Consider the following 12,385-nt stretch of genomic DNA (forward strand, 5'->3'; position numbering starts at 1 on the left):
TAGACGGAATCGCTTGATCAATAAAAAACCCTTAAAAATCAAAAAGTTATATGAATTTCGCGTTTTAACGAAAGCAGGGCGCCTCTAAAGAGCGATCAAACCAGAGAGGGAATATATAAATGAAAAATTCCATTTGCAGGGCGGCCATGGTGTTCACGTTGGCGCTTTGGCCTCTTGGACATGCACTGGCCGACAGCATCAGGATCGGCGAGATGTCATCCTATTCCGCCAACCCGCAATCGACCGATGCCTATCGCAAGGGTTGGGAGCTGGCGGTCAAGGAGATCAATGCCGCTGGCGGCGTGCTCGGCAAGCCCCTTGAGGTCATCTCGCGCGACGATACGGGCAAGCCCGACGCCGGGCTGCGCGCCGCGCAGGAACTCGTGACCAACGAGAAGGTCGCCTTGCTGACGGGTACCTATCTGTCGCATGTCGCGGTGGCGGTGGCGGATTTCGCCAACACCAACAAGATCTTCTTCCTCGTCGGCCAGCCGCAGAGCGATGCGCTGGTGTGGGAGAGGGGTAATCGTTACACGTTCCGTCTGTTCAACAGCAACCGCTCCCAGGTTCTGGCGCTGGCGAAGATGGCGGCCGAGCTGCCGGCGAAGCGCTGGGCGACGATTGCGCCGAACTATGAGTTCGGTCAGTCGGCGGTTGCCGGGTTCCGCCAGGAGCTGCAGCGTCTTCGTCCCGATGTCGAATTCGTCAATGAGCAATGGCCGGCTCTCGGCAAGCTGGAGGCCGGCGCAACCGTTCAGGCCATGATCGCAGCCCGCCCCGACGCGGTGTTCAACGCGACGTTCGGAGCCGATCTGGCGAAATTCGTTCGCGAGGGCAACATGCGCGGCCTGTTCGAGGGGCGCGAGGTCTTTTCGGTGCTGACGGGGCTGCCCGAGTATCTTGAGCCCCTGGGCAACGAGGCGCCGGCGGGTTGGATCGTTACCGGCTATCCGGCGGAGCAGGTCGACACGCCAGCACACAAGGCGTTCCGCGATGCCTACGAAAAAGCCTACGGTCTTTCGCCCAAGGTCGGTTCGCTGATCGGCTACAGCGAGATGCAGGCCATCAAGGCCATCATCGAGAAGGCGGGCAGCACGGACACCGAGGCCCTGATCGCCGCGGCGCGCGGGGTGAAGTTTGAAACACCTGTCGGCCCGCTGACGTTCCGGCCGCAGGATCATCAGTCGACGTTCGGCTTCTTCATCGGAAAGCTCGCCGTCGAGAACGGCAAGGGCAAGATGGTCGACTGGAAGTTCTACGACGGCGCCGACTATCAGTTGCCCGACGACGTCGTCAAGACGCTTCGTCCCCACGCAGCAACCCAGTAACCGGCGAGGCGGCCGGTCGCACCGACATGGCCGCCACCCGTGCCGACAGACGCAAAACCCGCGCCCCCGAGATGTGTCCGCGCGCGTTTCGCGACGGACGGGGTTTGTCCGCAGTGCCGAGGACCGAAGGTCATGTATGACGCATCCACGCTGTTCGTTCAGCTCCTGAACGGCCTATCCTACTCATCGACGCTGTTCCTTGTCGCTTCGGGACTGGCGCTGATCTTCGGTGTCTCGAAGATCGTCAACTTCGCCCACGGTTCATTCTACATGCTGGGCGCCTATGTCGCCCTGACGGTGATCAGCATCATGCCGAACACCGCCTATGGCTTCTGGGGCGGGGTGCTCATCGCCGCGCTGATCGTGGGGGTGGTCGGCTGCCTGATCGAGGTCACGATCCTGCGGCGCATCTACAGCGCGCCGGAGGTGTTCCAGATCCTCGTTACCTTCGGACTGGTGCTGGTATTCCAGAACCTGATCTTCGAGTTCTGGGGGCCGGACGAGGTGCTTGCGCCGCGCGTGCCGGGCCTGCGCGGGGCGGTGACGATCTTCGGCGAGCGCATCCCGCAGTACAATATCGTGCTGATCTTCGTGGGCCCGATCTTCCTCGGGCTGCTGTGGTGGCTTACCCACCGCACCCGCTGGGGCCGGCTGATCCGGGCGGCAACCCAGGATCGCGAGATGGTCGCCTCGCTCGGCGTGAACCAGACGACCCTGTTCACCGTCGTGTTCTTCATCGGCACCTTTCTGGCGGGGCTTGCGGGCGCGCTGCAGATCCCCAAGGAATCCGCCAATCTCCAGATGGATATCAACATCGTCGTCGACGCCTTCGTGATCGTGGTGATCGGCGGCATGGGCTCGATCCTTGGTGCGTTCCTCGCCGCCGTGTTGGTGGGGGTGATCAATGCCTTCGGCGTCCTGTTCTTCCCGCAGGCGGTGTCGGTGCTGATCTTCCTCGTGATGGTGCTGATCCTGATCTTCCGCCCCAACGGCCTCATGGGCGGACGTCTGATACCGCAGCGCCCTAGCGATCTGTCCATCGATCAGCCGTTCCGCCCGCAGTCGCGGCGCGCGCAGCAGGCGACGCTTGCCGTCATCCTCGCGCTGGCGCTGCTGCCCCTGCTGGCGCCGATCTACGTGGAGGTGATGATGACGGAGGTCTTCATCCTGGCTATCTTCGCCAGCAGCCTGCACTTCCTTCTGTCGGTCGGCGGCATCGTCTCCTTCGGGCACGCCGCTTATTATGGGCTCGGTTCCTATGCGGCCGCGCTCGTGGCGACGCGCCTCGGCCTGCCGATGGGGGCGGGGATCGTGGCGGCGATGCTGGCCGCCGCGTTGGGCGGCGTGGTGTTCGGCTGGTTCTGCACCCGCCTCAGGGGTGTCTATCTCGCCATGCTGACGCTGGCGTTTGCGCAGATCCTGCACGCGCTGTCGGTGCAGATGGTGTCGTTCACCGGCGGTGATAACGGCATCGTCGGTCTTGCCCGCCCCGCATGGCTGAATTCCCACGTCGCCTACTACTATCTGGCGCTCGGCGCGGTGGTGGTTGCTACCTATCTGATGCGGCGGGCGCTCTACGCACCCTTCGGCTACGCATTTCGATCCGGCCGTGACTCGCTGCCGCGCTCCGCCGCGATCGGCATCAACGTCGCCTTCATCCAGTGGGGCGCCTTTGTTCTGGCGGGCGCCTTCGCCGGGCTTGCGGGCGCGTTGATGGCCTATCACCGCGGTTCCGTCTTCCCGACGGATTTCTCCGTCGCGACTACGGTCGATGCGCTGGTGATGGTGCTGGTGGGCGGGGTGCAGTCCGTCAGCGGGCCGCTGATCGGCGCCCTTGGCTATCACATCGTCTCGGTCGAGTTGATCCGCAACCTCTCCGACTACTGGCGGCTGATACTCGGCATCTTCATCATCCTGTTCGTGCTCAAGATGCCTCAGGGGATCGTCGGCGCGTTCATGGGCCGCTTCGGAAAGGGTGAGAGATGAGCACTCTGACAGTCAACGGTATCAGCAAGTCGTTCTACGGCGTCAAGGCGGTGCAGGGCGTGTCCTTCGAGATCGGTCCGGGCCAGATAATGGCGCTGATCGGGCCGAATGGCGCCGGTAAGTCGACCTGCTTCAACATGCTGAACGGCCAGCTTCGCCCTGATACCGGTTCAGTGACCTTCGGCGGGCACGACATCACCGGCAGTGCTCCGAGCGAGATATGGCGCCATGGGGTCGGGCGCACTTTTCAGATCGCGCAGACCTTCGGCTCGATGACGGTGCGCGAGAATGTGCAGATGGTGCTGCATTCGGTCAATCGCCGCCTGTGGGGGCTTTGGTCGCCGCTCATGGCGGGCTATGCCGCGGAGGCGGATGAGCTTTTGGAGGCGGTCGGCATGCAGGAACAAGCCGATCGAGCCTGCTGCGTTCTGGCCTACGGCGACGTGAAGCGGCTGGAGCTGGCGATGGCTCTCGCTAATCGCCCGCGGCTTCTGCTGATGGACGAGCCGACCGCGGGCATGGCGCCCAAGGAGCGTAACGAACTGATGAGCCTCACGGCCCGTTTGGTGACTGAGCGCGGCCTGTCGGTTCTTTTCACCGAGCACAGTGTCGATGTCGTGTTCGAGCATGCGAACACGGTCGTGGTGATGTCGCGTGGCCAGTTGATCGCCAGGGGAACTCCCGAGGAAATTCGTGAGGATCCGTTGGTACAGGAGGTCTATCTGGGCAGTGGCGCTTTCCTCGAAACATCGGGTATCGGACAATGAACACACCAATACTGGAAGTGAACGGTCTGAATGCGTCCTATGGGCGAGCCCAGATCCTGTTCGACGTGAGTCTCAAGGTCCATCCCAACGAGGTCGTCGCCGTCATGGGGCGCAACGGGGCCGGAAAGTCGACGACCTTTAAGGCGATCATGGGCCATCTGCGCAACCGTTCAGGTTCGGTGCGCCTGCGCGGCGAGCAGATCGAGAAACTGCCGGTCTATCAGGTAGCCCGGCGCGGCCTCGGCTTCGTCCCTGAGGACCGGCGTATATTCTCGGAGCTGACGGTGCTTGAGAATCTCGACCTCGGGCGCCAGCCTCCGCGCGACGGCGCCGCGACATGGACGATTGAGACGCTGTTCGAGGTGTTCCCGAACCTCGCCGCGATGCCGCATCGCCCCGGTTCGGACATGAGCGGCGGCGAACAGCAGATGCTCACCATCGCGCGCACCCTGATGGGCAATCCCTATCTCGTGCTTCTCGACGAACCCTCCGAGGGCGTGGCGCCAGTGATCGTCGAGCGTCTGGCGCGCCTCATCCTCGATCTCAAGGCACAGGGGCTGACGATCCTGCTCTCCGAACAGAACCTCGCTTTCGCGGCAGCGCTGGCGGATCGCGTTTATGTGCTCGACCGCGGGCAAATCGTCTTCGACGGTACCATGGCGGAACTCTCGGCCAACGAGGCTGTCTGCCGCGCTTATCTGACGATGTAGGAAGGAAAACGCAATGTCCGATCACGAAATCTCCGCCCACGACGCCGCTGCCGACGAGGTTTCCGCTATCGTCGAGGGCGTGCGGCAATTCGTGCGCCGCGAGATCGCGCCCCGCGTCGCACGGCTGGAGGAAGCCGACGGTTTTCCGCAGGACGTCGTCGACGCCATGGCCGGGCTTGGCCTGTTCGGCATGGTCATCCCCGAAAGCCACGGCGGGCTCGACCTTCCGCTCGCGGATTATGTGGCGATCATGGAGGAGCTGGCGGCGGGCTGGTCCGCGATGCCCAGTTTCCTCAACAGCCACTGCACTGTGGCACGGTTGATCGCGCTTTACGGCACCGAGGCGCAGAAGGCGCGCTACCTGCCGCAACTGGCCGACGGGTCGCGGCGCGGCGCGATCGTGCTGACGGAGCCTTCGGCCGGTTCCGATCTGAAGCAGATCCGCACCCAGGCGGTGCCGCAGCCTGACGGCAGCTATGTGCTGAACGGCCAGAAGACCTTCATCACCAACGGGCTGCGCGCCGGCCTGCACATCGTCCTCGCACGCGCGCCCGCCGCCGACGGAAAGGGGCCGATCAGCCTCTTCATCGTCGAGCCGGAAACGCCGGGCTTCGAGGTGACGCGCGTCATCGACAAGATGGGGTTCAAGCACGTCGATACGGCGGAACTGCGCTTCGATGACGTTCGCCTCGGGGCGGACGCCCTGCTCGGCGGGGAGACGGGCAAGGGGCTGCCGCAGGTGCTGTCGATGCTCGAAACCGGCAGGCTCGCCATGGCGGGGACGGCGCTTGGCATGGCGCGAGAGGCGTTGTCGATCGCCCTGCAATACGCCAAGGACCGGGAAGCCTTCGGCCAGCCGATCGCGGGCCATCAGGCGGTTCAGATCCACCTGGCCAACATGGCGACCCAGCTCGCCGCGGCGCGGGCGCTGCTCGGGGAGGCGTTGCGCCACAAGGCACGATACGGGCGCGCGGACATGTTCGCCTCCATGGCGAAGCTTTTCGCCACCGAAACCACCATGCAGATCACCCAGGATGCCATGCGCGTGCTGGGCGGCTATGGCTATGTCGCTGAGTTTCCCATCGAGCGCCTTTACCGCGAGGCGCCCATCTACGTGCTGACCGAGGGCACTAACGAGATCCAGCGCATCGTCATCGCACGCGAGATGATCAAGGCCGACGGACCCGAGCGACTCGGCCTCGTATGAGCGGCCGGCAAATGATCAGCCGGCAAGTGATCAGCCGGCAAGGAGCAGGAGCATGAATTTTACCGATATCGTCTCGCCGGTGCTGCGCCATGCAGCCGCGCGGCCCGATCACCCCGCTTTCGTGTTCAACAATGAGATCACGTCCTATGGGGCGCTGGTGGATGAGGGGCGCCGGGCCGCGACCGCGTTGCTGGATGCCGGCATCCAGAAGGGCGATCGTGTTGCCGTGTTGTCCGCGAACCGGCCCGAGATCTTCTCGCTATACCTGGGCATGGCCATGATCGGCGCCGCCATCGTGCCCGTGAACGCGGATTTCGCCCCTCATGAAATCCGCTATATCCTCGGTCACTGCGGGGCGAAGCTGCTGATTGAGGCCGACGAACTGACGCCGACGGTCGAGCGTGCCGTCGAGGGGCTGGAGCCCGCTCCCCTGCGCGAGACCTTCGACGGATTTCTCGCGCGGGCCAGGGCAGCCGAGCCCTGTATGGAGCCGCAAGCGGCGGCGGGGAATGATCTCGTCCTCCTGTGCTACACATCGGGCACGACCTCCACGCCGAAGGGCGTCGCGGCGACCCATGCCAACGAGCTTGCGTCGGGCCTCGCTTACAGCGGCATGTGGTGCATCGGTCCCGAGGATCGCATCCTGGTGATGCTGCCGCTGACGTTCAGCTACGGCTTTCACGCCGCGACTTACGTCGCCCTGCTGAGCGGCGCGACGGTGCTGCTCGCGCCGAAGTTCCATCCGCGCCTCGCGCTGGAGGCCATCGAGAACCTGCGGCCCACGGTATTTCTCGGCGTGCCGACGATGTACGCCATGATGGCCGACGTGGCGCGCAAGGACGGGCGGCGTTACGACGTTTCCTCGCTGCGGCTGTGCGCAGCCTCGGGGGCGGCGCTCAACGAGCAGATCGAGGCGGATTGCCGGCAGTCCATCGGCATCACGGTTCGCCCCTATTACGCGATGACGGAGGTGCGGCCGATCTTTTCATTCGACCTGCGTCTGGCCAGCCAGCCGCCCGCGGGCTCGGTCGGCCGCCTGATCGCGCCGACCGAGATCCGCCTGGTCGACGACAAGGGCGCCGAGGTGCCGGGGGGCGAGGTGGGCGAGCTATGGGTGCGCGGCCCGAGCTTTTCGGGAGCGTACTACCGCGATCCGGTCCGCACCGCCGAGGCGATGACGGACGGATGGTTCCGCACCGGCGATCTGGTCGTATGCGAGGAGGGGAATTTCTTCATCGTCGGGCGCAACCGCGATCAGATCATCTCGGGCGGTGCCAAGATTGCACCCATCGAGGTCGAGAACGCGCTGCTCGCCCATCCCGGCATCGCCGCCGCGGCCGTGGTCGGCAGCCCCGATCCGGTTTTTGGGCAGGTGGTGAAGGCGGTCGTCGTCAAGGCCGATCCCGAATTGAACGAGGATGACGTTCTCGTCCATTGCCGCAGCTGCATCGCCGAATACAAGGTGCCGCGCATCGTCGCCTTCCTCGACGAGCTGCCCGTCGCGCCGTCGGGCAAGGTGCAGAAGTCCAAGCTGGTCTGACCATGGCGAAGTCCGCATCCGCGAGCGCTGCGATCGTCATGCGAGGCGTGCTGGCGGGGATTGCCGCGGCGACGATCTGGAGCGGGTGGTATGTCCTTGCCCGGCATGGCGTCACGGCTGGCGGGCTGGACCCCTACGACCTGGCGGCGCTCCGGTTCATGGTGGCCGCGCCGATCCTGATGTTGCTGGTGCGTCGGGTTCCCTTTCCCATGGTCAAGCTGCCGCTTGCGCTGCTGATGACGCTCGGCGTCGGACCGCCGTTCGTCATCCTTGTCGGCCATGGTTTCCTCGCCGCCCCGGCGCTGTTCGGAGGGGCCGTTTCGGCAAGCTCGGGCGTGGTGTTCACGCTGCTCGGCGGCACGCTGTTTCTGGGGGAACGCCTGAGCAGAGTACAAGCCGGCGGTATTGCGATAACCCTCGTGGGCCTTGTGTGGCTGGCAATGGCTGCGGGCGGGAGCGGCCACATAGGCTATTTCCTGGCGGGCGGGGTTCTGTGGGCCGTGTACGGCGTAGCGTTTCGCCGCAGCGGCCTGACCGCGCTGGAGGCGGTGACAACGGTGGCGCTCCTCTCGGCCCTCGTTTACCTGCCGTTCTACTTCTGGCTGGCTGGCGCGCGGATACTGGCGGCCACGTCACAGGAACTCGTGCTGCAAGGGCTGGGGCAGGGCGTTTTAACAGGTATCGTGGCGCTTGCGCTGCATGCCTGCGCGGTGGCCGATCTGGGGGCCATCAAGGGTGCGCTGTTCCAGTCGTTGGTTCCGGCGTTCACCCTGATACTCGCGGCCGCCTTTCTGAGGGAGATACCCGATCAGGCCGAAATCGCCGCAATACTGATCATCCTGTGGGGTGTGTATATGGCGCTGAAGTACCGGGCATGAAGCGACGGGCATTCAAAACTCCCGTCGTTTCAGATAGTTGGTTGGGCGCCGTTGCGTCCTTCTTTTCCTTGTCTCATGGAGTGCCGCGGGTCGATGACCGGTGCCTTTGACCTCGCCGTTCCCCTGCTAGAATCTGTCTTGTTTACGTTGAAACAGGACAGATTCTCGTTTCCTTATCTTGAGCGAATTCTGATCGGAACGCGCTCTAATCAGGCTTTCCAACATCTGTGAGAAACACCGTGTTTAGGAGGCAGGCAACTGGCAGCTCACATCCCGCCATGTGCCGGCGCCGGTCGCCGTCTTCGTCCGCGCCAAGCCAATCAGCGCCTACGCCCGCCCGGCGCAACGCCCCTCGCTTCGGGCGACGGTATAAGACGCGCGCATAATATGCGCACTTCTCGGCATTAGACGCGGGAAGGCGCGTCTTTATACGATCCCTCCATGCATCAGGCATGGAGTTGATAGATGAAGATCACAGGGGCAGAGATCTATCTTGCGAAGATCGATGGCCGGAGCCCGGTTATTCTCAAGGTCGAGACAAGCGAGAACATCTCGGGGTTGGGAGAGGCGGCGCTGGCCTACGGCTCGGGAGCGTCGGCGGTGTCGCAACTGATCGCCGAGTTCTGCGAGCGCTTTCTCATCGGCAAGGACCCTTTCCGGATCGAGGAAATCTGGAGCGAACTCTACGATCACACCTTCTGGGCGAAGGGCGGGGGGCCGATTGTCTTCGCCGCCATCAGCGCCATCGAACAGACCTTGTGGGACATCAAGGCGCGCGCGCTCGGCGTGCCGGTCTATGAGCTGCTGGGCGGCAAGTTCCGCGACGACGTGCGCGTCTATGGCAACGGCTGGTCGTTTCGTGCCCAGACGCCGGTCGAGATGGCCCGCGCTGCGGAGAAAGCCGTGGCATCGGGATACGACGCCCTGAAGCTATACCCCCTGGGCAAGCCGATCCCCAACCATCCGAACGGCATCTTCACCCATGTTTCGCGGCGTGAATACGACCGCGCCGACCGTAACCGGGCCGTCGCCATGGTGCGGGCGGTGCGCGAAGCCGTCGGCCCGGATGTCGATATCATGGTGGATATGAGTGCGGAGCTGACCACCGACGCCATCATCCAGGTCGGCCGTGCCCTTGAGGAATTCGATCTGCTGTTCTTCGAGGAACCCGTCGATCCCACCAACGTGCCAGCGCTGAAGAAAGTTGCCGACAAGCTCGACGTGTCGATCGCCGTGGGCGAGCGGCTGTACAGCCGATACGGCTTCCGCGCCGTGCTGGAGCAGCAAGCGGCGGCCATCCTGCAGCCGGATATCGGTAACACCGGTGGCCTGATGGAAACGAAGAAGATCGCCGCCATGGCCGAGGTCTACAGCATGCGCATCGCCCCGCACGTCTGCGCCGGGCCTGTCGCCAGCGCCGTGGCGTTGCATCTCGACGCCTGCATTCCGAACTTTCTCATTCAGGAACTCTATCCTTTCCGGGTTCCCGAGCATTACGCCCTCGTGGACGACCCGGTCGAGCCGAAGGTGCGCAACGGGCGGGTCGCGATCCCGACACGTCCCGGCTATGGCGTCGATCTCGTGCCCGAGCGGGTGGCGCCCTATCTCTTCCACCGCGTCACTGCCAGCGCGTGATGCCGAAGGTAGGCTTCGCCGATTTCGGAAAAGACGCGACAACAAATAGATGAACCATTGTGGGCGAAGTTGCCCCCTGACGGGTCTAATAACATGGCCGATGAAACGCTGCGCATCTATGTCGAGAACAGCAGGGAACGCGATCCTGCCTACAGGATCACGGAAGAGGCTGTGAGGCGCGCCTTGTCGCCGGTGGCGCTGCCGGCGATCATCGATGTCCGGTATGGCGACGAGCGCGACGAGCGGGCGATACGCGCCGCGCACGTGTTCGTCGCCGGCCGGCTCGACATGGGGATGCTGTCGGCGTGGGGCGAGCGCCTGCGCATCGTCCACTGCACCAGCGCGGGCGTCGAGAGCTATATGCCGCTCGACTGGCTGCCGCCGGGCGCCGTGCTGACCAACAGCAGCGGCGTTCACGCGGCGAAGGCGGGCGAGTTCGGGCTGCTGGCCGTCCTCATGCTGCATCAGGGCATTCCGGCCTATGCCACGTTGCAGCGGCAGCACAGGTGGCAGCGGTCTCTTTCGTCGACGATCGCCGGCCGGAAGGTGCTCCTCTACGGCGTCGGCGCGCTCGGCGGCGCCGTCGCCGAGCGGCTGCGGCCGCTCGGCCTCGATATCGTGGGCGTGCGCCGCAGCGGCGAGCCTCATCCCGCCGTAGGGCGGACGATCCGGCCCGACCGGCTTGCGGACGAACTGGCGGATACCGACTTTCTGATCCTTGCCTGTCCGCTGACGCCCGAGACGAAGGGCGCGATCGGACGGGCCGAACTGGCGGCACTCAAGCCCGGCGCGTCAGTCGTCAACATGGCGCGCGCAGCCGTCATGGACTACGACGCGCTGGCCGGGCTCCTGGTGGAAAGACATCTTTCCGGCGCCATACTCGACGTGTTCGACAGGGAGCCCTTGCCCGAGACATCCCCCCTGTGGGATGTGCCGAATCTGTTCATCACGCCGCATGTCTCGGCGGACGATCCGCACGGCTACGTCGACCGCTGCCTGGCGATACTGGCCGAGAACCTGGCCCGGCAGGCGGACGGGCTTCCCCTCCGCAATGTCGTGGATGGCCGGCACGGATACTGACCTGGCATACCGCCCGCCGCCCTATCGCATCGGGTTCCTGATCCACGGTCCCGGTTCCTGCAGGAGCCCGAATGCCTGTTTCGCCTCGTCTGTTTTCAGCGTGTCGAAACGGTTCAGGGTATCGAGCAGGAAAGAGGTGCTGTGCTTTTGCGCAAGCTCGCGGAAGCTTTGCGTGAGGCCGGTGATGGGGCGCTGGGGCGGAAATATCATCATGGTGCGGAAGGTGATGCGCGGCAGAAAGGGGCGCACCGCCAGGCTGTCCGTTGAAATGGCGTGCAGGCAATAGGGGTTGACCAGGCCAATGCCGAGCCCGTGCTGCACGAAATGGCAGATGGAAAGCGCATAATGCGTTTCAGCCACGATATTTCGCTCGCCGCCCACGCGCTCGAACATTGCGTCGATCCGCTGCCGCGCCCGGTCCGTGCGTGACAGCGACACGAACGGCTCGCCGACGATGTCGCGGGCCTCGATGACCGTCCGTTCCGCCAGCCTGTGGCCGACGGGCATGACACATACCGCTGGCGGCATGGCATATTGCTCCGCCATGACGCCGGTGCTGTCGATTTCTTCCGCCGCGAATCCCACATCGAATTGCCCCGCCGCGACAAGATCGCGGACGGCGTCGGAATTGGCCGATTCCATGGAAATGGAAATCCGCGCCTGATTTTCCTGCATGAACCGCGAAATCAGAAACGGAATCAGGGAAAATCCCAGCGCCGGAAGCGCCGCGATGCGCAAATTGCCGGAGCCGTAGTTGCGGATGTCCGCCGCCACCATTTTCAGCCGTTCGAGGACGAGAAACGAGCGGTCTACTTCCTTGTGAAAGAGGGAACCCTCGAAGGTGGGCACGAGGCGGCCGTTTATCCTTTCGAAAAGCGTGAGTTGAGTCGCCTTTTCCAGTTGCTTGATCAGACGGCTGATGGCGGGCTGCGAAACGCCCAGCAACTCGGCCGCGCGCGTCGTGGTGCCTACGGCCATGACGGCATTGAAGGCTTCTATCTGTCGAAAATTCACCGATGCGCCCCATAAGGTGAGTGAATAAGGTATGCATACAACCGTATTTGCGGAGGGGCTACCTTCCTACATATCATTCCAAAGAAGAGAGCCCGGCAAGGGCTGAAGCGGGAACGTCCCGGTCGCGGGCAATGGTCGAATTATCGTGAAGTGGCGTCAATCCGCGCGTCATCGAAAAATCGTTCTGCTCCACGCCGGTGCCTTCTGACCCGGACGCCGGCCCAGGGGCGTGTCCTGCGC

10 protein-coding genes are annotated in these 12,385 nt (G+C 64.0%); 9 read left to right on the forward strand and 1 reads right to left on the reverse strand.

The features are described 5' to 3' along the window. Positions 1 to 119 precede the first annotated feature (119 nt). The 9 genes from FHS82_RS13040 to FHS82_RS13080 all read left to right on the forward strand — a co-directional run bounded on the left by FHS82_RS13040 (position 120) and on the right by FHS82_RS13080 (position 11,131). Positions 120 to 1,328, forward strand: a complete 1,209-nt coding sequence (locus FHS82_RS13040; protein ID WP_166953524.1) for an ABC transporter substrate-binding protein — start codon at positions 120 to 122, stop codon at positions 1,326 to 1,328. A gap of 132 nt (positions 1,329 to 1,460) precedes the next feature. After that, positions 1,461 to 3,314, forward strand: coding sequence for an ABC transporter permease (locus FHS82_RS13045; protein ID WP_166953526.1), 1,854 nt, complete (start codon positions 1,461 to 1,463; stop codon positions 3,312 to 3,314). Next, complete coding sequence (locus tag FHS82_RS13050; RefSeq protein ID WP_166953528.1) at positions 3,311 to 4,081, forward strand: ABC transporter ATP-binding protein; 771 nt, start codon at positions 3,311 to 3,313, stop codon at positions 4,079 to 4,081. The genes FHS82_RS13045 and FHS82_RS13050 overlap by 4 nt, the downstream gene beginning before the upstream one ends. Beyond that, positions 4,078 to 4,791 (forward strand): ABC transporter ATP-binding protein, encoded by a 714-nt coding sequence (locus FHS82_RS13055; RefSeq protein WP_166953530.1) that lies wholly within the window; start codon positions 4,078 to 4,080, stop codon positions 4,789 to 4,791. Before FHS82_RS13050 ends, FHS82_RS13055 begins: the two co-directional genes overlap by 4 nt. 13 nt (positions 4,792 to 4,804) lie before the next feature. Next, a complete protein-coding gene (locus tag FHS82_RS13060; protein ID WP_166953532.1) occupies positions 4,805 to 5,998 on the forward strand; it encodes an acyl-CoA dehydrogenase family protein in 1,194 nt (397 codons plus the stop codon). A 52-nt stretch (positions 5,999 to 6,050) separates the two neighbouring features. After that, complete coding sequence (locus FHS82_RS13065) at positions 6,051 to 7,538, forward strand: class I adenylate-forming enzyme family protein (RefSeq protein ID WP_166953534.1); 1,488 nt, start codon at positions 6,051 to 6,053, stop codon at positions 7,536 to 7,538. Between the two features lie 2 nt (positions 7,539 to 7,540). Next, the gene (locus tag FHS82_RS13070; protein ID WP_166953536.1) at positions 7,541 to 8,416 is read left to right on the forward strand and encodes a DMT family transporter; all 876 of its coding nucleotides are present in this window, start codon (positions 7,541 to 7,543) and stop codon (positions 8,414 to 8,416) included. Positions 8,417 to 8,881: 465 nt separating this feature from the next. Next, the gene (locus FHS82_RS13075; RefSeq protein ID WP_166953538.1) at positions 8,882 to 10,051 is read left to right on the forward strand and encodes a mandelate racemase/muconate lactonizing enzyme family protein; all 1,170 of its coding nucleotides are present in this window, start codon (positions 8,882 to 8,884) and stop codon (positions 10,049 to 10,051) included. 93 nt (positions 10,052 to 10,144) lie between these two features. Beyond that, a complete protein-coding gene (locus FHS82_RS13080; protein WP_166953540.1) occupies positions 10,145 to 11,131 on the forward strand; it encodes a D-2-hydroxyacid dehydrogenase in 987 nt (328 codons plus the stop codon). Positions 11,132 to 11,152: 21 nt separating this feature from the next. Here the strand turns inward: FHS82_RS13080 and FHS82_RS13085 are convergent, their stop codons facing one another. Beyond that, positions 11,153 to 12,145, reverse strand: a complete 993-nt coding sequence (locus tag FHS82_RS13085) for a LysR substrate-binding domain-containing protein (RefSeq protein WP_166953542.1) — start codon at positions 12,143 to 12,145, stop codon at positions 11,153 to 11,155. Between the last annotated feature and the right edge of the window lie 240 nt (positions 12,146 to 12,385).

The organism is Pseudochelatococcus lubricantis (assembly GCF_011762225.1).
GTDB classification, from domain to species: domain Bacteria; phylum Pseudomonadota; class Alphaproteobacteria; order Rhizobiales; family Beijerinckiaceae; genus Pseudochelatococcus; species Pseudochelatococcus lubricantis.